The following is a 24,243-nucleotide window of genomic DNA, read 5'->3' as shown; positions in this document are numbered from 1 at the left end:
GCGGCCCTAGCCACTCACGGGTTCAGCTGGCCGCGGTGGTGCTCGTCGACCAGGTCCAGGTACTCGGGGTGGCGGCGGATGTAGTTGGCCACGTACGGGCACAGCGGGGTCACCTCGAGCTCGAGCCGGCGCGCCCGGTCCAGCGCGGCGCGAACCAGCCGGCCGGCCAGGCCCCGGCCCTGGTAGGCGTCGTCGACCTCGGTGTGGGTGAACACGATGCGCCCGGGCCGGGACCGGTACTCGGAGAAACCGGCCAGCTTGCCGTCGACGGTGATCTCGAATCGAGACCGGTCGGGTGCATCCCGGACCAGAACCTCGGGCTCGGCTGCCTCGTCCATGCCGAACGGTAACCCGCCGCCGTCCTCAGCGGGTGCGCCCGCGCGGGATCAACGGGGTGGGCGGTAGCGCGGGCGCCGGCAGCGGGTCGCCACCGGCCACGGTGCCGAAGCGGCGGCCGGCCATCCAGTCCTCGCGCGCGGCCGCGACCGCCTCACCGTCGGCGGCCACGAAGTTCCACCACATCACGATCCGCTCGGCGAACGGCTCGCCGCCGAGCAGCAGCAACCGGGCCGCGTCCTGGGCGCGCACCCGCAGCTCGGTGCGCCCGGTGCCGAGGTAGAGCAGCTCGCCCGGCGCGACCCGTGCGTCCGCCACCTCGGCGTCCCCGGCCGGCTCGGTGCGGACGCCCGCGCCGTCGACGCCCGCGTTGCCGGACGCGACGATCACCGCGTACTCGAAGTCCGGCTCCAGCGGCAGCAGCGCGTCCGCGCCGGCCTCCAGCTCGAGATCGGCCCCGACCAGCGGGCTGTGCACGGTCCCTGGGGAGACGGCGCCGGCCAGCTCGCCGAGCAGCACCGTGGCGCGCAGCCCGCCGTCGGTGAGCACGGGCAGCGTGGCATGGTGCTCGAACGCGGGCGCCACGTCCCGCGCGTGCCCGGGCAACGCCACCCACAGCTGCGCGCCGTGCAGCAGCGCGGGATGCACCGGCGGCGACTGCTCGGAGTGCGCGATCGCCCGCCCGGCCGTCATCAACCCGAGCTGACCCGGCCGAATGGTGACGTCGTTGCCCAGGCTGTCGCGGTGGTGGACCTCGCCGTCGAGCAACCAGCTCACCGTCTGCAGCCCGATGTGCGGGTGCGGCGGCACCTGCATGCCGGGCGCGCCCGCGATGTCGTCCGGCCCGTAATGATCGAGGAAGCACCAGGCCCCGACCAGCCGCCGCCCCAACGTGGGCAGCAGCCGCCGCACCTTGGTGCTCTCCCCCAGCATCACCTCGCGCCCCGGCACCCGCTCGTACACCGGCTCCCCGGGCGTCCCGCTCCGCCCGCCACACTCCACCGCCACCGGCCGCCGCTCCAGGTTGCTCACCCGCGCATTCTCCCGCGCGGGCGCCACAGGCGTCAGCGGGCGTTGTGGAAGATGATGCCGAGGACGTTGCGGTGGCCGGAGTGGACGGCGCTGACGCCGTGGCGTAGGGCGACGCGGCGGTAGCCACGGGCGCCGGGGACCGGGCGGTGCCGGACCGGGAAGATCACCGCCTGCCCCAGCCCGGGGCGGACCACGATCGGGCGGGACTGCTGGCGCGGCCGCTGCTCGACGAACACGCTCTCGCCGCCGGTGAAGTCCTGGTCGGGCGTGTTCAGCATGATCAGGAACTGCAGCGGGAACGCCAGCTCGCCGTACAGGTCCTGGTGCAGGCAGTTGTAGCCGCCGGGGCCGTAGCGCAGCACCAACGGCGTCGGCCGGTGCTGGCCCAGCTCGGCGCAGCGGGCGTGCAGCTCGTCCAGCCGCTCGGGGTAGCCGGGCTCGCCCAGCCGCGACGCCCACAGGTTCGCGATCCGCGCCAGCGGCGGGTACAACCGTTCCCGCAGCTCGAGCACCAGCGGCGGCAGCGGGTTGGCGAAGTACCGGTAGCTGCCCTCGCCGAACGCGTGCCGGGCCATCACGATGGTGCTCCGGAACAGCTCGTCGACGTCGAACATCTCGATCACGTCGGCGCACTGCTCCGGCGACAGCAGCGGCGGCGTGACGGCCACCCCGTTGGCGTCCAGCTCGGCGCCCAACGCCGGCCAGTCGAACCCGGCAAGCCCCGGCAGCTCGGCGTGCGCAACGCCCCGGGCGTCGACCGAAGCGGTCATCGGCTGCTCCTCTCCTCCAGGCGCATGGGGTTCCCTACCCCACCCTGCCGAACACCGCACACCGCCGGCGGGTTGCACCTCCGGAATAACCGGACACTCTGTCCAGTTGACCAGGCAGTAACGGACACGATGTCCGCTTACACCGCTCAACAACGGAGGACCCCCGATGCAGCACCTGCTCCACCTAGACGCCAGCGCCCGCCGACGCTCGTTCTCCCGCGAGCTGGGCGCCCGGTTCGCCCGCAATTGGCGCGCCGCCCACCCGGGCGCCGAGTACACCCACCGCGACCTCGCCGCCGACCCGGTGCCGTTCATCACCGAGGCCTGGACCGAGATCTGCGACGAGCTGCTGCGCGCCGGCATCACCGATCCGGCCCGCTACCCGTCGGCTCTGCGTACCGATACGCAGCGCGCGGCCTGGGCGATCGTCAGCCCGCTGCTCGACGAGCTGCTCGCCGCCGACACCGTCCTGATCACGATGCCGATGTACAACTTCAGCATCCCGGCCTCGCTCAAGGCGTGGATCGACCAGGTGACCTTCCCCAGGATGTCGCTGGCCGGCACCCGGTTCGTGGTCATCGCCGCGCGCGGCGGGTCGTACCTGCCGGGTACCCCGAGGGCCGAGGTCGAGCACCAGGAGCGCTACCTGCGGCACTTCTTCGCCGGCCACTTCGGCGTCACCGACGCGGCGTTCGTGGCCGCCGAGCTGACCAACACCGTCGTCGACCCGACCCTGTCGCACCTGGCCGACGCGCACGCCCGCTCGCACGCCGACGCGATCGCCGAGGTCGACCGGCTCAGCGCGGAAGCGGAAACGGTGACGGAGGCCGCGAGATGACCGCCGGCTGGCTGTACCTGCTGGCCGCCGGCGTGGTCGAGATCGCCTGGGCGCAGAGCATCCCGCCGACCGAGGGCCTCACCCGGTTCTGGCCGAGCGTGCTGTGCGTGGCGCTGTGCCTTGGCGTGATCTACCTGCTGTCGCTGGCCGCCCGCGACGTCCCGATCAGCACCGCGTACGTGGTCTTCACCGGCATGGGCGCGGCCGGCGCGGTGCTGCTCGGCCTGGCGGTGCACCACGACAAGCTCACCGCGACCAGGCTGGCCGCCGTGCTCCTGATCATCACCGGGGTGGTGCTGGCGCACGCGACGACCGAGACGGCCTAGTGCCGTGTCTACGATCGTCCCGGTGACCCAGCCGACCACCGAGCGGGCCGACGCCGCGCGCAACCGGGCCAAGGTGCTCGCGGCGGCCGCCGGGCTGTTCCGGGCGCGCGACCCTCGGACGGTCACCATGGACGACGTGGCCAGGGCGGCCGGGGTGGGCCGGGCCACCCTGTACCGCCGCTACCCGGACGTCGGCTCGATCGCCGAGGCGCTGCTGGACGAGTACGAGCGGGCGCTGCAGGAACGGCTGATGAGCGGTGCCCCGCCGCTCGGCCCCGGGGCGCCGGCGGCCGAGCGGCTGGCCGCGTTCTACGCCGCCATGGTCGAGCTGCTGGAGGCGCACCTGCCGCTGGTGCTGGGCGCGGACGCGGGCGCGGCGCGGCTGTCGGTCGGCTCGTACGGCTTCTGGCGGGCGCACGTGCGGTCACTCGTGGCGGGAAAAGCCGACGACCCGGACGCGCTGGTCGACCTGCTGCTCGCGCCGCTGGCCGCCGAGGTCTACCAGTACCAGCGCGAGCGGGCCGGCCTGAGCCCGGAGCGGATCACCGCCGCGCTCGGCCAGCTCGCCCGGCGCACGCTCGGGTGAGCCGTCACCCGGGCGGCGCCGCCACGAACTCGACGACCTTCGTCGGCGTGATCCGGACGGTCAGGCGCACGGTGTCGGCGGGCTCAGGTGGCGGGTCCTGGCCGGTGTACTTGTGCGAGACCGCCCGCTGGAACGACAGGTCCTCGTCCTCGGTGACCTCCGCGACGCCCCGGATCTCGACGTAGCTGTAGGGGTTGTCCACGGCGTAGATGGACAGGCTCACCCGGGGGTCACCGGCCAGGTTGCGCGCCTTGCGCCGGGCCTTCGTGGTGGTGAACAGCACGGCGTCGCCGTCGCGCGCGACCCAGACCACCGAGTTGTGCGGGCTTCCGTCGGCGTTCAGCGTCGCGATGGTGGCGAAGTTCGTGCCGTCCACCAGCTCGCGGGCCGCCGCCGTCAAAGACACGGTCATGCCGCGATCATCGGCCGGTCCGGCGACGAAGCGGAAGAGGGCACATCGCTGTCACGGGGGAACATCGATGTGACGGCGCTGGTCGTAGGCCTCGCGCGCGGCCGCGACCGTGTCCCGGTGCCGCACCGCCCACGAGGTCAGCCCGGCCAGCGACCCGTACAGCTCGCGGGCCATCTCGGTGGCGGTGTACTCCACCTTGGGCGGCACCGTCGGATACACCGTCCGCACGATCAGCCCGTCGCGCTCCAGGTTGCGCAGGTTCAGCGTGAGCATCCGCCGGCTGATCCCGCGCAGCGAGCGCTCCAGCTCGGTGAACCGCACCGGACCCGAGCTGGTCCGCAGCAGGATGCTGACCGCCCATTTGCCGCTGATCCGGTCCAGCACGTCCAGCATCGTGCACAGGTCTTCGTCCCAGGCCGCCTCGGCCAACCCGGCACCCCCTCCCGGCAGGTACCCGCCACACTAGGCCAGCCTGGACAGGAAGGACCTGGTCCGTTGCGTGCTCGGGCTGTCGATCAGCTCCGCCGGGGTGCCCTGCTCGACGATGGCGCCCTCGTCGAACATCACCATCCGGTCCGCCGCCGACCGCGCGAACCCCATCTCGTGCGACACCACGAGCATGGTCATCCCGTCGGCGGCGAGCTCCTTCATCACCGCGATGACCTCGCCGACCATTTCCGGGTCGAGCGCGCTGGTCGGCTCGTCGAACAACATCAGCGCCGGTTTCATCGCCAGCGCCCGCGCGATGGCGACCCGCTGTTGTTGTCCGCCGGACAGCGCGCCCGGATACGCCGCCTCCTTGCTCGCCAGGCCTACCCGGTCCAGCAATGCCCGCGCCTCGTCCCGGGCCTGCTGTTTCGGTACTCCGAGAACCCTGATCGGGGCCGCCGAGACATTGTCCAGCGCCGTGAGATGCGGGAACAGGTTGAACTTCTGGAATACGAACCCGATGCTGCGCCGGCTTTTCGCGATGGCCCGTGGCGTGCGTTCGACTGGACCGTTCGCGCCCTCTCGGTATCCGACCGGGTGGCCGTTGACGTGAATGTGGCCGCCGTCGATGGGCTCCAGGTGGTTGACGCAGCGCAGGAACGTCGTCTTGCCCGAACCCGAAGGCCCGATGATGACCACCGCCTCGCCGCGGCGGACGTCCAGGCTGACGCCGTCGAGCACGCGTGTCGACCCGAACGACTTGACCACATCGCGGGCGGAAAGCACCAGCTCCGGACGAGTGGGGGCGACCATCAGTGCGAACCTCCGCCCACGAGCTGCCGGGGCGAACGGCGCAGCCCGTTTCCGACAAAACGGTCCCGCAGCGACGGGCGCGGCCCGAGCGGCGTGCCGACCTCGCGCTCGATCCACCGTTGCACGAACGACCAGACGGTGGTGAGCAACAAATAGTACGCGGCGGCCACCAGGAATATCTCGAACGTCTTGAAGGTCGCCGAGTTTATGGACTGGGCGGTGAGGAACATTTCCTGCAGCCCGATCACGGACAGCAGCGAGGTCGATTTCATCATCAGGTTGAACTCGTTACCCAACGGCGGCACGATGATCCGGATCGCCTGCGGCAGCAACACTATCCGCATGGTCAGGTACGGGGTCATGCCGAGCGCCTTCGCCGCCTCGGTCTGGCCGGAGTCGATCGCGTCCAGCGCGGACCGGATGATCTCGGCCATGTACGCGGCCTCGTTGGCGGCGAGCGTGAGGATCGCGGCCTGGACGACGCCGAGGATCGTCCACTGCCCGATCGAGACGTCGGTGAACCGGTAGATGTTCGTGGCGGCCAGGCCGTTGAACACCAGCACGAGCTGCACCAGCAGCGGCGTTCCCCGCACCAGCCAGACATAGGTCCCGCCGGCGCCTCGCAGCGCCCGGAAACGACTGCGCCGGGCGAACGCGATGACGAAACCGAGCGCCACCCCCAGCGCCTGGGCGATGACCGAGATGTAGATCGTCCGCCACAGTCCCTGCAGGAACACCTGTGACGGATGGGCCAACGAGTCGATGAAGAACGTGAGGTCGAAGGAGACGTCGCTCGGGACGGCGTAATGAAGACTCATCGTCCGTCTCCTATTGTGCCCCGATACTGTCTCCGGAGAGGTTCCAACGTTCGAGGATCTGGGCGTACTTGCCGTTCTTCTGGACGGCGCCGAGCGCGGACGCGAGCGCATTGCGCAGCGCCTGGTTGGACTTGAGCGTGGCCATTCCCACCCGGATCCGGTTGAATGGCTCTCCAGCGGTGTGGTAAACGCCGGGCTGCCGGCTCATCGCGTACGACGCGGTTTCCAGCGTGGTGCCGTACGCGTCGACCAGCCCGAGGCTCAACTGCTGCAGCGCCTCGCTGTCCTTGTTGAACTGTCGGATGTCGATGGGCGGCCGCCCGGACTGGCCACATTTCGCCGTCGCGTCCTGCAGGAACACCGACACGGTCGTCCCGGTCTGGCTCGCGACCTTCCGCCCGCACAACGAGTCGAGCCCGGTCAACCCGGCGTCATTGCCAACCTTCACCATCAGCGTGTTCGAGGCGTACATGTACGGCACGAAGTCGACGACCCTTTCCCGCTCGGGCTTGATGTAGAGCTGGGACAGAATCGCGTCGCACTGCCTACCCTGGAGCGCGGGAATGATCCCGGCGAACGAGGTGTTGGACCAGACCGGCTTGAGGTTGAGCTCCTGCGCCAGCGCGCTACCGAGGTCGATCTCCGCGCCGGTCGGCGTCTGGGTCGCGTCGTAGAACGTCAGCGGCGGCGCGCTGATGTCCGAGCAGAACTTGATCTCATGAGCGGAGATGAGGGCGTCCGAGGGCACCTTGGGCGGCCCGGTCGGAACCTGCTCGGCCGGCCGCGAGCTCCCGCAGCCGGCGAGGACCACACAACCGAGCACGGCCGCGACGAGCCGGCCGGGGTGACGAATCGTGGATGGCACGCGCATGATCGGTGTCCTCGGAGAAGTTGATCGATGGAGTACCCCGGTGAGAAGTCAGTGAGATAGTCGACGCCGTTGACTCACGCAATCAACCCACGCCGGCCCCCGGCTGTCAAGGCCTCCGCCGACTCAGGCCTGCCCGTCCGAGCCCGGACGCGTCGACGTCGAATAGGACGCGACCCTGGCGCGCACCGCATCGATGATCGCCTGCACCGCCGTGCGAAAGTTCCTCGGATCGTCGAGCGCGACGAAACGAGGCCCGACGGCGGCGATGTTCGGATACTCGTCCGAGGACAGCGCCAGGTAGTCGACCGTCCAGGACCTGAAGTCCGCTTCCCTGATGTCGCTCGGCAACGCCGCGAGGCTCGCATCCATGGCGCTGTAGCCCAGTACGAGATCGGCGAAAACCCGGTAGTAATGCGCCGCGTCGTCGTCCGTCAGGCCCGCGCGCCGCATGCAGTCCAGCTTCAGCTCCACCGACCGGAACTCGTTCTCCCGGCGGGCCGTGCGCGCGGCGGCCATCGCGCCGAGCCGGGGATGGCGCAGGAACGCCTCGTGGGTATGCACGGCGATCCGCATGAGGTCCGCGGCCCAGTCCTCGGTCGGCGCCGGTAGGTCGCGCAGCGCCTCGGCGTGCAGCGCGTCGATGAGCGCCAGGAAAAGATCGTCCTTGTTGCGGAAGTGGCGGTAGATGGCCGTCGGATGCGCGTTCAGCTCGGCGCCGAGGGTCTGGAAGGTGAGCCCGTCGACCCCCGAGGCATCCGCCACCCGGAACGCCGCCCGCACGATCAGCTCGGGGCTCAACGAGTTGCGCGGCAGCCGATGCCCACGCTTCTTCGGCGCCCCCTTCTCGCGGGTGGACATGAGCCGATCGTACCTGGTCAGCGAGATTGACTACGCCGTCGGCTATGACCCGGGGCAGGACGGCCCGAGTTGATCTACTCGGAGCCGTATCCGCTGGTGAAAGATTGTGGCCAGGGGCGGGGTCGAACCGCCGACCTACCGCTTTTCAGGCGGTCGCTCGTACCAACTGAGCTACCTGGCCCGGGTGGGTCCGACCGTGCGGCCGAACACCGAACCGAGCGACCCAGACGGGACTCGAACCCGCGACCTTCGCCGTGACAGGGCGACGCGCTAACCAACTGCGCCACTGGGCCTTGCTATGTGTCCGCGCCTCCCGAGGAGGTACGTCCTGCTTCGACAACAAAATCTACACTAACCCGCGCCGGACCGAGCGTCGGGTGTCCGCAACGCCCGCCTCCCCGGACGCCGCACCCGCCTCCTACCGCCACCAACAGGCGTTCGGGGCCGGTTTCGAGGGCCACCCGCACGCCGGCGATGTGGTAGAGATCCGAACCGTGGCTGAGACGGGCGACGGCAAGCCTCGGGACATCGTGGCGGCCGCGCAGGAGCTGTTCGGCCAGGCCGGCTACCACAAGACGAGCGTGCAGGAGATCGCGGAGCGGGCCAACGTGGCGCTCGGGACCGTCTACGCACACTTTCCACGGGGCAAGGGCGACGTCCTGGACGCCGCGCTGGCCGACCGTTTGCAACGCCTGGTCGCCCACGTCCTGGGCGGCACCGAGACCGACCCGGTCGACCAGTTCTTCGACGCCGTCCGGCGGCTCAACAGCGAGCGGGTTCGCGACCCGCTGCTGCGTCGCATGCAGTCCGAGCGAGGCGGGATTCCCGAGCCGCGCATGCAGCGGCGCGGCCGGGACGTCGAGGCGTTGTTCCGTGACGTCGCGGTCAGCTGGCTGCGCGAGATGGACGCCGCCGGCCTGATCCACTGCCGCGACCCCGAGGCCGTGGCCGATCTGCTGGGCGCGACCACCCGAGGCTGGCTGCGTGACCTCGACGACGGACACGAGCCGGTCGCGCACGACCGGGTGCTGCAGGCCCTGCTCGATGCCGTCCGCGCGCTCGTGACCGTCCGCCGGCCGACCTGATCACCGCCCTCGGTCGGCGGGTGCCGCCGCCCGACCACCGGAGTTGATCAGTGCGCGCACGCCGTCCAGCAGCATCTCCAGCATCCGGTCGTGCTCGACCAGGTCACGGCCGTCGTCGCGGGCCTGCAGCCAGCCCCGCGTGGTGACGCGCAGCAGGGTCGCCACGGCCTCCGGGTCCGGGCAGTGGATCAGGCCGGCGGCGTCCATCTCGCGCAGCCGGTCGACGGCGATGGCATGGAACCTGTCCTCGATCTGGCGGCCGCGCTCCCGCAGCCGAGGTTCCGGGATCCTGCCCTGCTCCGAGCGCAGCTTGCGCAGCAGCGGATCCCGGACCAGCTCGCTGTTCAACCGCCGGGTGGCGTCGAGGAACCGCTCGACCGGGTCCTCCAGCGGGCTGCCGAGCACATGAGCGACCAGGCTGCGCATCCGGTCGCTCATGACGGCTTCGAGAACGTCGACCTTCCCCGACGGAAAGTGCGCGTAGACGGTGCCGACCGCCACGTTCGCCCGCCTGGCGATCTCACGCACGCCGGCCTTGGCGTAGCCGACCTGGCCGAACAGCTCCCGCGCGGCCGCCAGGACGTCGCGAGCCTTGTCGTTGTCCACCTCGGGTCCGCCGACGTCCGCCGCCACGACCACATTCTCCTCCGAGCGGCGCGCGGCGGTCCGGGCTCAGGGCGTGGCGCGCCCGCGCACCTGGTGGCCTCGGCGCCTGACAGCGATCCAGCCGACGGACACCGCGGCGAGCAAGGCCACCGCAGCCAGCACGACGACCCGGCCGGTCTCGCCGTTGAACCAGGTCACGACCACACCGACCGCCACAAGGCCCAGCACGCCAGCCACGCCGGCCACGCCAGCCGCCGACGATCGCGGCCGGCGACCGGCGGCCGTGCCTGTCCGCTCGCGCACTCCGCCCCGAACTCGCCCCGAGCCCGGTCGGCGCGAATCCGGCCGCCTGTGCCCCCGGGCCGACCGCGTGCCGGCCGGCCTCTCCGGCCGATTCCGGCGCGCCCTACGGGCGATCTTGCGATGCGCGACGCAGCAGTACAACCGCGCCTGGCCCGACGAAACCTGCTCGAGCGGGTTGGTGCACCCGGGAAGGGCGCACACCGTCGGCACGTCGGTCGGCTCGCCCGTGGCGCTCATGCCCACAACCACCGCTCCTCGACCCATCGCCGATGCTCGCCGGCCGGCGCGGCCGCATCGCCGATCCCCTACCCGGACGTCCAGCTCGCGGTAACCACTAGAATGACTTACCTCATTCGTTACAGTAACAGCAGCACGACCCCCGCCACAACACTGTTACACCGCCCGGGCGTATCGCCGCTCCGGAGCGATTGCGCTGGACCTTTCCGGGGTACGCTGGCCGGGCCAGCAACCCGCGCGTTGGCGCCCGAACCAAGTGCCGACGGCTGGGTCTGGAACCTGCGTGACGTGACCGTGGGTACACGAGCGGGTCGGGTCTGGGCGCCACCGAATGCCCCGGAGTGCCGGCCGCTTCTTCACTTTTCCTGAGGGGGCCTCGAGGCCCTGGCGCAGTCAGCGTTCCTCGACCAAGGAGTGATCATGAAGCGAGTTCAAACCGGGATTCACCCAGCCATGGCATCGACACTGGTGGCCGGCGCGATGCTCGCGGCCGTAGCGGGTGCGATGCTAGCCCCGGCGCCCGCCGAAACGGCCCAAGCGCACCCGGCGAGCACGAACGCGCCCGTCGTGCACACCATCGCCCACAGCACGCCCCTGTCCACCCCCGTCCGGCAATCCTCCGACGGCGGAGACGCATGCGTCTCAGGCGCCGACGACGGCACCCAGGTGTGCGTCCTGCCCGTCAAACCGAAGACACCGAGCTCGGTCTCGTCCGGCACGCCCAAGTCACAACAGGCCAGCACCGGCTCGCCCGGATCCTCGGAGTCCGAAGAAACCGACCCGATCAAGGTCCTGACCTCGTGGATCCACGACGGCGCCGGCGCCGTCAGCTCGGTCGCCTCGGCCGTAGGCGACGTAGCCAAAGCAGCCACCGCCTGGGCACCCCTAGCGGCAATGCTCGGCGCAGCCGTCTGACCACCTTCAACCTGAGGCAATGCCGCCGCAAATCCCCGGCGGCATTGCCCAGCCGAGCCCTCTCCGGGCGGCCAGCGACCGCCATACTCAACCCACTACTTGGGGGTCCGGGGGCGAAGCCCGCCGGGCGGGGTCTGGGGGTTGCACCCCCAGAAGACACGGCGATCGATAAAGGCGAGCGCTCCCCGCGAGCACACCTCGCCCAATCGATCGTGCCCCCAACGGGATTCGAACCCGCGCTGCCGCCTTGAAAGGGCGGAGTCCTAGGCCGCTAGACGATGGGGACCCAGGCCCTGCCGGACCGTGACCCTCAACGGCTGACCGCTGGGAGCGGTCGAAGCATATGCCAGGTGCCGGGCCGCGCTCAAACCGACCCTGGCGATCCCGGCGCCGTCAGCGCCGCACCGGGGGAAGTTGGTCAGGTGAGGACGCGATCAGCCCGAGCATGTCCAGCAGCCGACGGCAGTCCTCGGAGTCCTCGGCGTTGCGGGCGACCACGATCCGCGCCCGGTGCACCTGGTCCTCGCTGACGCGGTAAGCGTCCGCCGCGTTCCGCTGTGATGGAATCGCCGATGCCGGCACCTCACGGGCGAACCGCTGCTCCGTCGGCTGCCCGGGCACCCTGCCAGTACCACTCATTTGCGCCTCCCCGTCGGCATTCGGCTCGATCGCCTCCCGCGAGCGAATCGGCCACCCCCGTCACCGCGACCTGCACGTTACCTACCACCCGCGAGGCTCGCACCCCCCTTCCCGGGTGAGCTGATGCACTCTAAGTGAGCACTTCAGCCCACTTCCGACACCACCCGATCGGGTACCGGCGGCGGGGCGGCGGACGGGGCGAACGGGCGGTGCGGCGGCGTGACGAACGACATACCCGCTGCCCGAGGCGCCGGGCGCTTCTCATCGACGGGCGGAGCGCGGCGCCGAGGACCGGGCCGGGGTGCGCGGGCGGCGCCGCACGAGCGGGTGACGACCGGACGGGCGGTGCCATCCCGGTATGCGGATGTAGCGGACCCCGGCGGCCGCCCCGAACCCGGCCGGGACGATGATCGGGCGAGTTTCATCAGCGACTGGAGGCCCCATGATCGTGCAGGCTCCGTACCGCACCACGGTGACGGTGATCGGGATGAGCTGTGAGCACTGCGCTCAAGCGGTCACCGACGAGCTCAGTGCGGTGAGCGGTGTGCGTTCGGTTGACGTGACGGTCAGTAGCGGTTTTGTCACCATCACGAGCGACCGTGAGCTGGGGGCTTCGGAGATCTCGGCCGCCGTTGTGGAAGCCGGCTACGGCGTGGCCGACTGACGCACCCAGGCGTCACCTCATCGCATGATCTTGGGCGTATTGTGCGTATCGCACTGCACAGGCAGGTAGGCCCCCCTAAGGTTTGCGGTCATGGTGTTTCGCGAGCGTCGCCCCTCACGGCATCGGGCGGTGGAGTCCGACCCGGCGGACCTCATGCCCGAAGACGAACTGGAGTCCTACCTGGCCGCGCTTTCGCCCGAGGCCGACGGTTCGGCGTCCGAGCTCACCGGCCGTTTCGGCTCCGCGCAGGTGTTCCAGGTGCGGCTGCCCGCGCTACGCATCGAACAGCTCAAGCGACTGGCCGCCGACCGTGGCGTGGCGCCCACCGCGCTCGTCGTCGACTGGGTGATCGAGCGCCTCGACCGTGAGGACCCCGGCTACGCCTCGCCCCCGCTCAAGCCCAGCGGCGGTCACGGCGCCGTGCGCAGCGGTGCGCACAATGAGGTGAACCGCGACCCCCTCGGCGGCGGCCACGCCGACACCCGAGGCGGCCTGCACAGCGACACCCGGGGCGACACCCGCGACAACACCCACGGTGACTTGCAGAACGACCCGCTCGGCGGCCTCCACTCACCCGCGTCACACCATGCGCAGCCGTCACAACACGCCCGGCCGGAGGCGCCGCCCGCTCCCGGCCCCGCGACCTCCCCGATGCTGTCCCCGATCGACCAGCTCATCCCGGTCGGCGAGGTCACCTCGGTGGATGCCGAGCCGGACGGAGACCGGCCCGACGAGGAGGCGCCGGTGACCCCGCTGTTCGGCTCGGCCGCGCACGCCGCCAAGCCCGAGGAGCGCTCGCGCCGGCCCCGGCACCGCGCCCCCGAGCCGGTGACGAGCCTGCTCACCCGCAGGAAGTTCTGACCGGACGGCGCTCAGCCGCCGCTCAGCCGTCGGCCAGGAACGGGCGGAGCAGCGCCACCAGCTCGTCAGGGCGTTCTTCGGCGATGAAGTGTCCGCACTCGGGTATCCCCTCCCCTCGGACGTCCTCGGCGTAGTCGCGCCACGCCTCGAGCGCGGGCGCCGACCCGAACAGCCCGGCGGCACCCCACGACGCGAGCACCGGCATGGTGAGCCGGCGGCCGGCGGCGTAGTCCGCGTCGTCGGCCTCCGCGTCGGCCGGGAACGCGGCTCGGTAGTCGTCGAAGCTGGCCCGCAGCGCGCCAGGGGCGGAGAACGACCGCACGTACTCGGCGACCGCCTCGGGCTCCAGCCCGTGCCGGTTGTACGTCCAGCGCTCGTAGAAGTACCCGAGGTAGCCGGCCACGTCCGCGCCGGCCAGCCGCTCCGGGAGGTCCGGCTGCAGGTGGAACATCCAGTGCCAGTAGCGCCGCCCCAGCTCGGCGTCCCAGCGCCGCCACACCTCCCTGGTCGGCAGGATGTCCAGCACGGCCAGCCGGCGCACCTGCTCCGGGCGGTCCAGCCCCCAGCGGTGCGCGACCCGGCCGCCCCTGTCGTGCCCGACCACCGCCACCCGGTCGAACCCCAGCGACTCGACCAGCGCGGCCACGTCGGAGGCCATGGTGCGCTTGTCGTAGCCGGAGGCCGGCTTGTCGGTGCGGCCGTACCCGCGCAGGTCGGGCGCGATCACCGTGTGCTCCTCGGCCAGCGCTGGGATGATCTTGCGCCAGCAGTGGCTGGTTTGTGGCCAGCCGTGCAGCAGGACCACGGGAGAGCCGGAGCCGGCCCGCAGGTAGTGCATGCGCAGGCCGTTGACGGCGGCCACGCCGGTCTCGAACTCGGTCATGAGGTTGACGCTAGAAGCTCACACCGACAGTTCGGCACCGCATTCCGGACAGGTGCGCGGCTTGCGCTCGGAGGCGGCGAACCTGCCGCATTCCGGGCACACTCTGTCCAACCAACAGACCGGGTCGCCGCCGATGTCGTCCTCGTCGGGCGGAGGATCCTGGTTCGTCATTGCGGGCACCTAGTTCGACAGATGGTTCGACACAGATGGAGAGATCGATGAGCGGCTACCGGGACGCCTTCCGCACCAGTATCGACGATCCCGAGCGGTTCTGGGGGTTCGAGCACGGCGCCGCGAGCGCCATCGACTGGCACCGGCCGCCGACCCGCGCGCTCGACTCGTCCAACCCGCCCTTCTACCGGTGGTACCCCGACGGCGAGCTGAACACCTGCCACAACGCGCTGGACCGGCACGTCGAGGCCGGCCACGGCGAGCGGACCGCGCTGATCTACGACAGCCCGGTGACCGGGACCAGGCGGAGCTACAGCTACGCCGGGCTGCGCGACGAGGTGGCCCGGTTCGCGGGCGTGCTGGCCGGCCTCGGCGTGACCAAGGGCGACCGGGTGGTCATCTACATGCCGATGGTGCCGGAGGCGGCCATCGCGATGCTGGCCTGCGCGCGGATCGGCGCCGTGCACTCGGTGGTGTTCGGCGGGTTCGCCGCGCCCGAGCTGGCGGTGCGGATCGACGACGCCGCGCCGAAGGTGATCGTGTCCGCGTCCTGCGGCATCGAGGTGAAACGGACCGTCGAGTACAAACCGCTGCTGGACCGCGCGATCGAGCTGGCCAACCACAAGCCGGAGCGGTGCGTGATCCTGCAGCGCCCGCAGGCGCCGGCCGCGATGGGCGAGCGGGACGTGGACTGGGCGTCGGCGCTCGACAAGGCCACCCCGGCGGACTGCGTGCCGGTGGCGGCCACCGACCCGCTGTACATCCTGTACACCTCCGGTACGACCGGGAAGCCCAAGGGCGTGGTGCGGGACAACGGCGGCCACGCGGTCGCGCTGCGCTGGAGCATGGCCAACATCTACGACGTCGGGCCGGGCGAGGTCATGTTCACCGCCTCCGACGTGGGCTGGGTGGTCGGCCACTCCTACATCGTGTACGCGCCACTGCTCACCGGGGCGACCACCGTGCTGTACGAGGGCAAGCCGGTCGGGACGCCGGACGCCGGCCAGTTCTGGCGGGTGATCGCCGAGCACGGGGTGAAGGCGATGTTCACCGCGCCCACCGCGTTCCGGGCGATCAAGAAGGAGGACCCGAAGGGCGCGCTGCTCGGTTCGTACGACCTGTCCGGGTTCGAGTACCTGTTCCTGGCCGGCGAGCGGCTCGACCCGGAGACGCTGCGCTGGGCGCAGGACCTGCTCCGGGTGCCGGTGATCGACCACTGGTGGCAGACCGAGACCGGTTGGCCGATCGCGGCGAACCTGATGGGGCTGGAGCCGCTGCCCGTGAAGCCGGGGTCGCCGACGGTGCCGGTGCCCGGCTGGGACGTGGCGGTGCTGGAGCCGTCCGGCTCCCCGGCCGCGCCCGACACCGACGGCGCCATCGTGATCAAGCTGCCGATGCCGCCCGGTTCGCTGCCCACGCTGTGGAACGACGACCAGCGGTTCGTGGCGTCCTACCTGTCCGCGTTCGACGGCTACTACCTGACCGGCGACGGCGGTCACCTCGACGCGGACGGCTACGTGTTCGTCATGGGCCGCACCGACGACGTGATCAACGTGGCCGGCCACCGGCTGTCCACCGGCACCATGGAGGAGGTGCTCGCCTCGCACCCTTCGGTGGCGGAGTGCGCGGTGATCGGGGTGGCGGACCAGTTGAAGGGCCAGGTGCCGCGCGGGTTCGTGGTACTCAAGGCCGGTGTGAGCGCCGACGAGTCCGAGCTGTCCGCCGAGCTGATCGGGATGGTCCGCGACCAGGTCGGCGCGGTGGCCTCGTTCAAGGAGGTGGCGGTCGTCCCGGCGCTGCCCAAGACCCGCTCCGGCAAGATCCTGCGCAAGACCATGCGGGGCATCGCGGACGGCCCGAACGGCGGCCGGGACGAACCCGTCCCGTCCACCATCGACGACGCGTCGGTGCTGGACGCGCTGCGCCCGATCCTGCGCGGCCGGTGAGCCCTTACCTGGCGCGGCGCCGGACGAAGCCGACGATGAGCAGCGCCAGGCCGGTCAGGAAGATCAGGACGGCCACCAGCGGGCCGACGAAGGCCAGGGCGAGCCAGCCGCCGAGGTTGCCGCCCACCGCGAGCTCGCCGGACTGCGCAGACGCGCTCACCGGCTCGATCTGGTACCGGCCCGGCCGGTCGGCGGTCAGCTCGGCGATCTTGCGGCCGGAGTGGTCATTGAAGGAGTAGCTGAACTCGCCGTCGGGTGGCGTCACCGTCGCCACCGAGCCGTCCGGACCGATCACCTGGACGGCCGGCAGATCGGTGACGGGGCCGCTCGGGTCCTGAGTGAGGGCGCCGGGGGCCGGCTCGTAGAAGATCGAGTAGACGCCCGAGGAGTCGAGGGTCACCGGACCGCCGACGGCCGCCGGCACCCGCTGCAGGTCGGTCAACGAGCCGAACGACCGGTAGAGGCCGAACCCGAGCGTGAACACCCCGCCGACGATCGAGACGATCAACAACACCAGGCCGGCCACGCGCAGCCGTCGACCGCGGGTGGGGTCGGGCGGGACGGGAGGTGGCGCGGGCGGCCAGTTCGGCGCGTACGGGGGTGGGGTCGGCTGGCCGGGAGGCGGCGAGTACGGCGGCGCGGGCACGTTGGGCGCGGATGGCCACGCCGGAGCACCGGCCTGTGTGTGCGACGGATAGGGCGGCGGCTGCCAGGGCTGCCCGCCCGACGGCCAGGCCGGAGTGCCGGGCGGGGCGCCCGACGAGCGGGGCTGGGACGGGTCGGTCATCGTTCCTCCTGGTGACGCGCGTGCCACCGGTTTGCGCAGGTCAGGTTAGGCTTGGCTGGCTGTTGCGGCGGCGTGATCAGGTGCACGATGGCCGCCATGAAGGTTGTAGTTGATTTTGATCGGTGCGAGAGCAACGCGCTGTGCATGGGCGTCGCCCCGGACATCTTCGAGGTACGCGACGACAACTTCCTGTACATCCTGAACGAACACCCGGACGAGTCGCGGCGGGCGGACGTGGAAGAGGCCGTCCAGATGTGCCCGAAGGCGGCCATCTCCATCGTCGAGGACTGACAGAAACCCCGACTCACCCTGACAAATATCCCGACTCGCGGGCGCTTTTGGGGGTGTCATGGGGTACGGAGGGGCGCTAGGACGCGGTACATGAGGTCGTGCGCGTGGTGGAGGGCGTCGGCGCGGACGCGTTCGTCGTTGCCGTGCATGCGGACGATGGTGTCGTTGTCCACGGGGTAGGGGTAGATGCCGTAGACGGGGATGCCTCGTTCGCGCCATGGGCTGGAGCTGGTGCCTGCCTCGAACGGGCCGGGGGTTACGGGGACGCCGGCATAGGTGTCCTTCAGGGCCTGTTCCAGGGCGCGGTAGACGTCGGTGTCGGTGCCGGACGGGGTGTTGGTCAGGCGCCCTTCGTACTGGGTGAGCAGCTGCTCGGGGGTCTGCTGGCCGAGGCCGCGCGCGGTGAGCTGGAGCTTGAGCTGGTTGTCGCCACCCAGCGTGGCGCGCATCTGGTCCAGGGTGCCGGCCACGGACGGGCCGCCGGGGATCAGGCGCAGGTTCATGATCGCGGAGGCGGAGCCGGGCATGACGTTGGTCCGGTACCCGGACTGCTCAATGACCTGTGTGATGGTGTGGCGCATCAGCGCGTTGTGCAGCCAGGGGTACGGGCTGAGCTGCACGACCAGGTCGCCGGCGCGGTTGCGTTCGTTCTGGTCGCCGGCGCCGAGGAGGATCCGGACGGCGGAGGCCAGCTGGGGGTTGTCGGTGGCGGCGGCCAGCGCCTCGAAGTAGGGGCGGGCGGTCGGGGTGATGGCCACCGGGGGCTGGTAGTCCGCGAGCCGGCCGATGGCCCGGTTCAGCCTGATGATCGCGGAGTCGGGCATCGGCTTGGACGAGTGCGTGGTGGTGCCGGTCGCGGTCAGCTCCACGTTGGCCGCCGTCTTGTCGATCACGGTGACGGCGGCCAGCATCGGCGTCACGCCGTCGGACCTGGTCAGGATCCAGCCGCCCTCGGTGATCACGGCGCCGGCGTCGATCTTCGCCCAGTCCTGCTTGGCCAGCCAGGAGGTGCCGTGCGGGCCGGCCTCCTCGTCGCAGTCGGACAGGAAGACGATGTCCCTGTCGAACCGGGCGCCCTCGCCGAGGTGCTTCAACAGCGCGCTGACGAACGCCGCGTTGGTGCCCTTCATGTCCAGGGTGCCCCGCCCGTACACCCAGCCGTCCACCACGTCCGCGCGGTAGGGGTCCACGCTCCAGCGTTCGCGCTCCACCGAGACGACGTCCGAGTGGCCGAGGAACAGCAGCGGCCGGGCCCGGCCGGCGCCGGGGACGCGCGCGATGAAGTGCGCGTTGTCCGGCTTCGGCGTCGGGATGATCTCGGTCCGGGCGCCGGCCGCGTCGAAGATGTCCCTGAGCATCTGGGCGTGCGGCAGGGTCCGCCCGCCCTCGCCGTTGTGCGAGGTGTCGAACCTGACCATCTTCTTGGTCAGCTCCACCGGGTCCAGGTCGAACGGGTCGATCTTCGGCCGGGGCGGGGCCGACGGCGCGGCCGAACAGGCTGCCGTCAGCGCGGCCAGCCCCGCCGTCCCCCCGATGCGCATCGCCGTCCGCCGCGAGATCCGCTCCATCGCCGCCCCCCGAGGGTCTGCTCGCCTGATCAAGGACGGTACCCGGATGCGAGACTGGACACGACCTGTTGCGAGCGGTCAGCGCGCGTCGCAGGCTGAATCAATGGTCACCGGGGACGCGGAACGCAAGGCCGCGGTGAAGGCGGCGTTCGGCGCGGTGGCCACCACGACGGCATCGGTGATCCCGGTGTTCCTGGTCGGCGGGTTGGCCGTGCAGATCAGCCACGAGCTGGGGTTCTCGCCGGCCGGCCTCGGCGTGGTGGTGGCGCTGTACTTCGCCGCCGGCGCGCTGTGCTCGATCCCGGCCGGCTGGTTGGTGGAACGCTACGGCGACAAGCTGACCAGCCGGGCCGGGGTGCTGCTCGCGGCGGCGTCCATGCTGTCCATCGCCGGCCTGGCCCGCTCGTACCTCAGCCTGCTGGTGATCATGATGGTGGGCGCGGCGGGGAACTCGCTGGGACAGCTCTCGTCCAACCTCTCGCTGGCCCGCCAGGTCCCCAAGCACCGGCAGGGGCTCTCGTTCGGGGTCAAGCAGTCGGCGATCCCGATCGCCACCCTGCTCGCCGGCGCGACCATCCCGACGATCGCGCTGCCGGTGGGCTGGCGGTGGGCGTTCGTGGTGATCGCCTGCCTTGCGCTGCTCGCGCTCCCGCTGGCGCCGCGCGGGCCACGCCCGCCGGTCCGGCCGAAGGGCGGCTCCGACCCGCGCACCGAGCGGGCCACCGGGGCGCTGGTGGTGCTGGCGCTCGGGGCCACCCTTGCCGCCGGGTCGGCCAGCGCGCTGGGCATCTTCCTGGTCAGCTCGGCGGTGGCGCAGGGCATCGGCGCGGGGACCGCCGGGCTGGTGCTGACCGCGGGCAGCCTGGTCGGGGTGGGCGCGCGGCTGGGCGGCGGCTGGCTGGCCGACCGGCGGGGGCGTCAGCACATCCTGGTGGTGGCGGCGACGCTGGCGATCGGCGCGGGCGGGCTGGCGCTGCTGGCGCTGCCGGGGATGTGGACGCTGGTGATCGGGACGGTGGTGGGCTTCGGGCTCGGCTGGTCATGGCCGGGGGTGCTGAACTTTGCGGTGGTGCGGTTGAACCCGCTGGCGCCGGCGGCGGCCACCTCGATCACGCAGGCCGGGGTGTACTGCGGCGGCTGCCTCGGGCCGCTGGTGTTCGGCGTGGTGGCCGCGCGCTCCTACCCGCTGGCCTGGTTGGTCGGCGCGGGCGCGATGGTGGGCGCGGCGGTCACCATGCTGATCGGGCGGCGGCTGCTGATGGCGCACCCCTCGGTCACCCGGCTGCGGCGCTCGTGAGGTGGGTCAGGGCCATGGCGTCGGCGGGGGCGCGGACCTTGACGTCGTTGTCGAAGTAGACGAACACGTCGTGCTCGGCGGCTCGCCAGTTGTTGATCTTCTCGGCCCAGGCTTGGAGAGCGGCGTCGGTGTAGCCGCTGGTGTACAGCTCGGCGTCGCCGTGCAGGCGCAGGTAGACGGTGCGGCTGGTGGGTTGCTCGAAGTAGGGCCAGGTGCCGGCCGAGTCGGCGGTCACCAGCGCGATGTCGTGCTCGGCCAGCAGCTCCGGGAAGTCGTCGCGCTGGAAGCTGGCGTGGCGGACCTCCAGCGCGTACCGCAGCGGACGGTTGGCGTCGGTGGTGGTCCAGGCCCTGCCTTCGAGGCGTTCGTCGTGCTGGCCGGCGAGCTTCGCGGCGGCCTCGGTGTCCCTGGGAAGCTGGTCGAAGAACGCCGCGAGGGTGTCCGGGTCGTACTGGAACGTCGGCGGCAGCTGCCAGAGCACCGGCCCGAGCTTGTCGCCCAGCGCGAGCACGCCGGAGGCGAAGAAGTTCGCCAGCAGCGTGTCCGGGGCGCGCAGCCGCTTCATGTGCGTGATGAACCGCGATCCCTTGACCGCGAACACGAAGTCGTCGGGCGTCTGCGCGTACCACGCCTGGTAGCTGCTCGGCCGCTGCAGCGCGTAGAACGAGCCGTTGATCTCCACGGTGCGCAGCCGCCGGGACAGGTACTCCAGCTCGCGGCGCTGCGCCAGCTTCTCCGGGTAGAACACGCCGCGCCACGGCGGGTACACCCACCCTGACGTCCCGACCCTGACTTCGTGCTCGTCGCCGATCCGGAAAGCCTAGAGCGAGTGGCCCGTTGTGCTGTCGACGTGGGCGGGCACGGCGTCGTGGCGGTCGCCGGTGCTGGACGTGCCGATCGGCTCGAACATGAGGATCACGCCCCCGGTGGAGGACGGCTTGTGTTCGACGCCCTTGGGTACGACGAACGTGTCGCCGGCGCCGAGGACGACGTCGCGCACCACGCCGGACGCCTCCCGCACGGACACCGTGAAGTCCCCGGAGACGACCAGGAAGAACTCGTCGGTGGTGTCGTGCGCGTGCCAGACGTGCTCGCCCTCCACCCGGGCGATCTTGACGTGGTAGTCGTTGATCTTCGAAAGGATGCGCGCGCTGTAGACCTCGGTGAACGTGGCGAGGGCGGCGTCGATGTTGACCGGTTCGGAAATCACGGCCCCAGCGTGCGCCCCCGCCGAGGACGCCGTCTTGTACGTTCCTGGCGTGGACAGCGTGCGGATGGTGACCCAGTGGCCGGCCGAGCACGTCGCGGTGGCGGTGGTGAACGCCGACGGCACGGTCCTCGGCGGCCACGGCCCCCAGGACAGACCGTTCAAGCTCGCGTCCGTGACCAAGCTCCTCACCGCGTACGCCGTGCTCATCGCCGTCGAGGAGGGCGCCGTCGAGTGGGACGACCCGGCCGGGCCGCCGGACTCGACCATCCGGCACCTGATCGCGCACGCGTCCGGCCTGGCGTTCGACAGCGACATGGTGCAGGCGCGGCCGGGCGAACGCCGGATCTACTCCAACACCGGTTTCTCCGTGCTCGCCGACGCCGTGTCCAAGGCCGCCGGCATGACCTTCGCGGACTACCTCACCGAGGCCGTCTTCACCCCGCTGGGCATGCGCGACTCCCGGCTGGACGGCAGCGCGGGCGCCGGCGCGGTGTCCACCTGCGCCGACCTGGTGCGGTTCGCCGCCGAGCTGCAGGCGCCCCGGCTGATCGACCCGGCCACCCTGGCCGAGGCCACCGGGCGGGCGGCGTTCCCCGGGCTGGACGGCGTGCTGCCCGGGTTCGGGCGCCAGCGGCCCAACGACTGGGGCCTCGGCTTCGAGCTGCGCGACGGCAAGGACCCGCACTGGACCGGGCGGACCAGCTCGCCGCGCACGTTCGGGCACTTCGGCCAGTCCGGCACGTTCCTCTGGGTCGACCCGGCCGCCGGCTGCGCGTGCGTGGCGCTGACCGACAAGCCGTTCGGCGAGTGGGCGGCGGCGGCCTGGCCGACGTTCACCGACGCGGTGCTTGCGGAGCTGCGCTCGTGAGGACGGCCAGCTCCTCGCGCAGGTGCTCGACGATGGTCTGCACGTCGGAGACCTGGTCGCGGTCGGCCACGATGCCGACGTCCACCGAGCCGCAGTAGCTCATCACCGTGATGTTCAGGCCCATCCCGTCGGTGATCACCGACACCGGGTAGGTGGCCAGCACCTTCGCGCCGGCCATGTACATCGGGAACTGCGGGCCCGGCACGTTGGACACCACCAGGTTCCACGCCGGCCGCCCGCCCCAGCCGGTGGACAGCGCGAAGCTGAGCTGCGCGGCGCGGGAGAACATCGCGGGCGGGATGAAGTGGCTGACGTCGGAGAGCAGCGCGGCCGGCATGCCGCGCTGGGTCTCCTTCATCGCGGCCAGTGCGTCGTGGGTGGCGCGCAGCCGGCGCACCGGGTCGGCCACGTCGGTGAGCAGCGGCGCGGTCAGCATGTGGATCTGGTTGCCGTAGGTGCCGGCCTGCTCCGGGGTCCGCACCGAGATCGGGATGCCGGCCACCAGCGGCCGGTCGGGCAGCGCGTCGTGCGCCACCAGCCAGCGCCGCACCGCGCCCGCGCACAGCGAGACGATCACGTCGTTGACCGTCACGCCGCCCTTGTGCGCCCGCTTGACCGCCTTGACGTCCGCCAGCGACAGCCCGCCGAACCCGAACCTGCGGTGCGGTGACAGCGGCTCGCTGAACGGCGTGCGCGGCGCCTCCAGCCCGCCGAACCCGCGCACCACCGGCCCGCCGCCGAACCCGCGCCGCACCAGCCCGGCCAGCCGGCCCAGCGCGCGCACCCCCGGCACCGGGCCGAGCTGGCGGATCTCCTCCAGGTGCGGCAGCGCGGTGGGCAGCGCGCGGGCCACCCGCAGCGGGTAGCCGGCCAGCCCGACCAGCCCGCGCCCGAGCAGCTCGACCGTCCCCGGCATCCGGTCGCCGTGCACGCCGTCGTCCGGCTCGACCTGGCGGATCTCCGGCGTCAGGTCCAGCAGCGCGCCCAGGATCTCCGCGCCGGACAGGCCGTCGATGAGCGCGTGGTGGATCTTGGTGAGCACGCCGATCTTGTCGCCGTGCACGCCGTGCAGCAGGTAGATCTCCCACAGCGGCCGGGCCCGGTCCAGCGGGCGGGCCACGATCCGGGCCACCTGCTCGGCCAGCATGTCGTCGGAGCCCGGCGTGGGCAGCGCCAGCTCGCGGACGTGGAAGTCCAGGTCGAAGTCCGGGTCGTCGAGCCAGTAGCCGTGGTCCAGCCCGAGCGGCACCTCGACCAGCCGCCACCGCAGCGGCGGCACCAGCACCAGCCGCTGGGCGATCACCCGCTGGAAGGCGTCCAGGGTGAGCTCGCCACCGGGTGCGGTGGACGGATCGAGCAACATCAACATGCCGACGTGGCCGGACTGGCGCGGGCTCTCCAGGGCTAAAAACTGGGCATCAAGGCTTGTGAGCTGGCGCACACCGCACACTAACTCAACCCGGTCCATTCCGCGCCGCGCACGGAGTTCCCGCTCTCTCGCGGCCTAGCCTCGACGGGCATGAAACTCGTTATCAGTGTTGTCGCCGTCGCGGCGGGCCTCGTGCTGGCCGGCTGCGCCGGCGGTGGTGGCCAGGCAGCCGCGCAGCAACCACCACCGCCACCCAAGATCACGCCGGACCGGGCCGGGCAGATCGCCACCGAACGGTATGGCGGCGAGGTGATCAACATCGAGCCGGACACCGCTCAGGGCAAGCCGAGCTGGGAGGTCGAGGTCCGCAACAGCCGGGAGGGCCGCATCGAGGTCGACGTCTCCCAGGACGGCGGCGTGATCGTGGAGATGGAGCGCGACTGAGTCCGGACTC

Annotated in this window: 30 protein-coding genes and 3 tRNA genes; 12 read left to right on the top strand and 21 right to left on the bottom strand. The window is 71.4% G+C overall.

The window, feature by feature from the left end; all coding sequences use genetic code 11:
• Positions 1-14: 14 nt before the first annotated feature.
• The 3 genes from N912_RS0125325 to N912_RS0125315 are packed head-to-tail and all read right to left on the bottom strand — an operon-like array spanning position 15 to position 2,138.
• Positions 15-338 carry a GNAT family N-acetyltransferase gene (locus tag N912_RS0125325; protein WP_028924596.1) on the bottom strand — a complete coding sequence of 108 codons (324 nt, stop codon included), beginning with the start codon at positions 336-338 and terminating at the stop codon, positions 15-17.
• Positions 339-363: 25 nt separating this feature from the next.
• The gene (locus N912_RS0125320; RefSeq protein WP_028924595.1) at positions 364-1,368 is read right to left on the bottom strand and encodes a pirin family protein; all 1,005 of its coding nucleotides are present in this window, start codon (positions 1,366-1,368) and stop codon (positions 364-366) included.
• A 32-nt stretch (positions 1,369-1,400) separates the two neighbouring features.
• Complete coding sequence (locus N912_RS0125315; RefSeq protein WP_051580745.1) at positions 1,401-2,138, bottom strand: 2OG-Fe(II) oxygenase; 738 nt, start codon at positions 2,136-2,138, stop codon at positions 1,401-1,403.
• 166 nt (positions 2,139-2,304) lie between these two features.
• On the opposite strand from N912_RS0125315, the gene N912_RS0125310 reads away from it, so the two are divergent.
• The 3 genes from N912_RS0125310 to N912_RS0125300 are packed head-to-tail and all read left to right on the top strand — an operon-like array spanning position 2,305 to position 3,888.
• The gene (locus N912_RS0125310) at positions 2,305-2,976 is read left to right on the top strand and encodes an FMN-dependent NADH-azoreductase (protein ID WP_028924593.1); all 672 of its coding nucleotides are present in this window, start codon (positions 2,305-2,307) and stop codon (positions 2,974-2,976) included.
• Complete coding sequence (locus N912_RS0125305; protein ID WP_028924592.1) at positions 2,973-3,302, top strand: DMT family transporter; 330 nt, start codon at positions 2,973-2,975, stop codon at positions 3,300-3,302. Before N912_RS0125310 ends, N912_RS0125305 begins: the two co-directional genes overlap by 4 nt.
• 22 nt (positions 3,303-3,324) lie before the next feature.
• Positions 3,325-3,888, top strand: coding sequence for a TetR/AcrR family transcriptional regulator (locus N912_RS0125300; protein WP_051580744.1), 564 nt, complete (start codon positions 3,325-3,327; stop codon positions 3,886-3,888).
• A 4-nt stretch (positions 3,889-3,892) separates the two neighbouring features.
• On the opposite strand, the gene N912_RS0125295 is transcribed toward N912_RS0125300, so the two are convergent.
• From N912_RS0125295 to N912_RS0125260, 8 genes are all read right to left on the bottom strand, one after another.
• Complete coding sequence (locus N912_RS0125295) at positions 3,893-4,300, bottom strand: PPOX class F420-dependent oxidoreductase (RefSeq protein WP_028924590.1); 408 nt, start codon at positions 4,298-4,300, stop codon at positions 3,893-3,895.
• A 51-nt stretch (positions 4,301-4,351) separates the two neighbouring features.
• Positions 4,352-4,693: a winged helix-turn-helix transcriptional regulator gene (locus N912_RS0125290; RefSeq protein WP_084211209.1), complete on the bottom strand. Its 342-nt coding sequence runs from the start codon at positions 4,691-4,693 to the stop codon at positions 4,352-4,354.
• 69 nt (positions 4,694-4,762) lie between these two features.
• Positions 4,763-5,542, bottom strand: coding sequence for an amino acid ABC transporter ATP-binding protein (locus N912_RS0125285; RefSeq protein ID WP_037066336.1), 780 nt, complete (start codon positions 5,540-5,542; stop codon positions 4,763-4,765).
• Positions 5,542-6,360, bottom strand: coding sequence for an amino acid ABC transporter permease (locus N912_RS54510; protein ID WP_051580742.1), 819 nt, complete (start codon positions 6,358-6,360; stop codon positions 5,542-5,544). The genes N912_RS0125285 and N912_RS54510 overlap by 1 nt, the downstream gene beginning before the upstream one ends.
• Positions 6,361-6,370: 10 nt before the next feature.
• Positions 6,371-7,171, bottom strand: a complete 801-nt coding sequence (locus tag N912_RS0125275) for an ABC transporter substrate-binding protein (protein WP_211261377.1) — start codon at positions 7,169-7,171, stop codon at positions 6,371-6,373.
• 183 nt (positions 7,172-7,354) lie between these two features.
• A complete protein-coding gene (locus N912_RS54505; RefSeq protein WP_051580740.1) occupies positions 7,355-8,089 on the bottom strand; it encodes a TetR/AcrR family transcriptional regulator in 735 nt (244 codons plus the stop codon).
• Between the two features lie 107 nt (positions 8,090-8,196).
• Positions 8,197-8,270 (bottom strand) — tRNA-Phe (locus N912_RS0125265).
• Between the two features lie 38 nt (positions 8,271-8,308).
• Positions 8,309-8,382 (bottom strand) — tRNA-Asp (locus N912_RS0125260).
• Positions 8,383-8,466: 84 nt separating this feature from the next.
• Here N912_RS0125260 and N912_RS0125255 point away from each other — a divergent pair.
• Complete coding sequence (locus N912_RS0125255; protein WP_028924586.1) at positions 8,467-9,174, top strand: TetR/AcrR family transcriptional regulator; 708 nt, start codon at positions 8,467-8,469, stop codon at positions 9,172-9,174.
• Here N912_RS0125255 and N912_RS0125250 read toward each other — a convergent pair whose 3' ends face one another.
• Positions 9,175-9,807 (bottom strand): TetR/AcrR family transcriptional regulator, encoded by a 633-nt coding sequence (locus N912_RS0125250; RefSeq protein ID WP_211261376.1) that lies wholly within the window; start codon positions 9,805-9,807, stop codon positions 9,175-9,177. It abuts the gene before it with no gap.
• 39 nt (positions 9,808-9,846) lie between these two features.
• A complete protein-coding gene (locus N912_RS0125245) occupies positions 9,847-10,017 on the bottom strand; it encodes a hypothetical protein (protein ID WP_156993980.1) in 171 nt (56 codons plus the stop codon).
• 723 nt (positions 10,018-10,740) lie between these two features.
• Here N912_RS0125245 and N912_RS63735 point away from each other — a divergent pair.
• Positions 10,741-11,235, top strand: coding sequence for a hypothetical protein (locus N912_RS63735; RefSeq protein ID WP_156993979.1), 495 nt, complete (start codon positions 10,741-10,743; stop codon positions 11,233-11,235).
• A gap of 213 nt (positions 11,236-11,448) precedes the next feature.
• Here N912_RS63735 and N912_RS0125235 read toward each other — a convergent pair.
• Both N912_RS0125235 and N912_RS0125230 read right to left on the bottom strand, forming a co-directional pair.
• Positions 11,449-11,521 (bottom strand) — tRNA-Glu (locus tag N912_RS0125235).
• Positions 11,522-11,628: 107 nt separating this feature from the next.
• The gene (locus tag N912_RS0125230; RefSeq protein WP_156993977.1) at positions 11,629-11,874 is read right to left on the bottom strand and encodes a hypothetical protein; all 246 of its coding nucleotides are present in this window, start codon (positions 11,872-11,874) and stop codon (positions 11,629-11,631) included.
• Positions 11,875-12,316: 442 nt separating this feature from the next.
• Between N912_RS0125230 and N912_RS0125225 the strand changes: the two genes are divergently transcribed.
• Together N912_RS0125225 and N912_RS60680 are read left to right on the top strand one after the other, a co-directional pair.
• Positions 12,317-12,538, top strand: a complete 222-nt coding sequence (locus N912_RS0125225) for a heavy-metal-associated domain-containing protein (RefSeq protein WP_028924581.1) — start codon at positions 12,317-12,319, stop codon at positions 12,536-12,538.
• A gap of 90 nt (positions 12,539-12,628) precedes the next feature.
• Positions 12,629-13,399 (top strand): hypothetical protein, encoded by a 771-nt coding sequence (locus tag N912_RS60680; protein ID WP_156993975.1) that lies wholly within the window; start codon positions 12,629-12,631, stop codon positions 13,397-13,399.
• A 22-nt stretch (positions 13,400-13,421) separates the two neighbouring features.
• On the opposite strand, the gene N912_RS0125215 is transcribed toward N912_RS60680, so the two are convergent.
• Complete coding sequence (locus N912_RS0125215; RefSeq protein WP_037066333.1) at positions 13,422-14,282, bottom strand: alpha/beta fold hydrolase; 861 nt, start codon at positions 14,280-14,282, stop codon at positions 13,422-13,424.
• 218 nt (positions 14,283-14,500) lie between these two features.
• Between N912_RS0125215 and N912_RS0125210 the strand changes: the two genes are divergently transcribed.
• Complete coding sequence (locus tag N912_RS0125210; protein WP_028924579.1) at positions 14,501-16,399, top strand: propionyl-CoA synthetase; 1,899 nt, start codon at positions 14,501-14,503, stop codon at positions 16,397-16,399.
• Between the two features lie 4 nt (positions 16,400-16,403).
• On the opposite strand, the gene N912_RS0125205 is transcribed toward N912_RS0125210, so the two are convergent.
• On the bottom strand, positions 16,404-17,186 hold the full coding sequence (locus tag N912_RS0125205; RefSeq protein WP_156993972.1) for a hypothetical protein: 783 nt from the start codon (positions 17,184-17,186) through the stop codon (positions 16,404-16,406).
• Positions 17,187-17,282: 96 nt separating this feature from the next.
• Between N912_RS0125205 and N912_RS0125200 the strand changes: the two genes are divergently transcribed.
• Positions 17,283-17,477 carry a ferredoxin gene (locus N912_RS0125200; RefSeq protein ID WP_028924577.1) on the top strand — a complete coding sequence of 65 codons (195 nt, stop codon included), beginning with the start codon at positions 17,283-17,285 and terminating at the stop codon, positions 17,475-17,477.
• A 56-nt stretch (positions 17,478-17,533) separates the two neighbouring features.
• On the opposite strand, the gene N912_RS54495 is transcribed toward N912_RS0125200, so the two are convergent.
• Positions 17,534-19,045 (bottom strand): M20/M25/M40 family metallo-hydrolase, encoded by a 1,512-nt coding sequence (locus N912_RS54495; RefSeq protein ID WP_051580738.1) that lies wholly within the window; start codon positions 19,043-19,045, stop codon positions 17,534-17,536.
• 103 nt (positions 19,046-19,148) lie between these two features.
• Between N912_RS54495 and N912_RS0125190 the strand changes: the two genes are divergently transcribed.
• Positions 19,149-20,342, top strand: coding sequence for an MFS transporter (locus N912_RS0125190; protein WP_028924576.1), 1,194 nt, complete (start codon positions 19,149-19,151; stop codon positions 20,340-20,342).
• Here the strand turns inward: N912_RS0125190 and N912_RS0125185 are convergent.
• Both N912_RS0125185 and N912_RS0125180 read right to left on the bottom strand, forming a co-directional pair.
• The gene (locus N912_RS0125185) at positions 20,320-21,111 is read right to left on the bottom strand and encodes a DUF72 domain-containing protein (protein ID WP_245645413.1); all 792 of its coding nucleotides are present in this window, start codon (positions 21,109-21,111) and stop codon (positions 20,320-20,322) included. The genes N912_RS0125190 and N912_RS0125185 overlap by 23 nt on opposite strands.
• 51 nt (positions 21,112-21,162) lie before the next feature.
• Complete coding sequence (locus tag N912_RS0125180; RefSeq protein WP_028924574.1) at positions 21,163-21,552, bottom strand: cupin domain-containing protein; 390 nt, start codon at positions 21,550-21,552, stop codon at positions 21,163-21,165.
• A 49-nt stretch (positions 21,553-21,601) separates the two neighbouring features.
• On the opposite strand from N912_RS0125180, the gene N912_RS0125175 reads away from it, so the two are divergent.
• Positions 21,602-22,420 carry a serine hydrolase domain-containing protein gene (locus N912_RS0125175; protein WP_028924573.1) on the top strand — a complete coding sequence of 273 codons (819 nt, stop codon included), beginning with the start codon at positions 21,602-21,604 and terminating at the stop codon, positions 22,418-22,420.
• Here N912_RS0125175 and N912_RS0125170 read toward each other — a convergent pair.
• A complete protein-coding gene (locus tag N912_RS0125170) occupies positions 22,386-23,888 on the bottom strand; it encodes a WS/DGAT/MGAT family O-acyltransferase (protein ID WP_156993971.1) in 1,503 nt (500 codons plus the stop codon). The two genes, N912_RS0125175 and N912_RS0125170, sit on opposite strands and share 35 nt — an antisense overlap.
• 51 nt (positions 23,889-23,939) lie before the next feature.
• Between N912_RS0125170 and N912_RS0125165 the strand changes: the two genes are divergently transcribed.
• Positions 23,940-24,233, top strand: a complete 294-nt coding sequence (locus N912_RS0125165; protein ID WP_084211175.1) for a PepSY domain-containing protein — start codon at positions 23,940-23,942, stop codon at positions 24,231-24,233.
• Positions 24,234-24,243 lie beyond the last annotated feature (10 nt).

The organism is Actinospineispora acaciae DSM 45401, from assembly GCF_000620785.1.
Lineage (GTDB): Bacteria > Actinomycetota > Actinomycetes > Mycobacteriales > Pseudonocardiaceae > Pseudonocardia > Pseudonocardia acaciae.
Note: the sequence above shows the minus strand (reverse complement) of the source record. Positions and strands in the feature narration are given on the sequence as shown.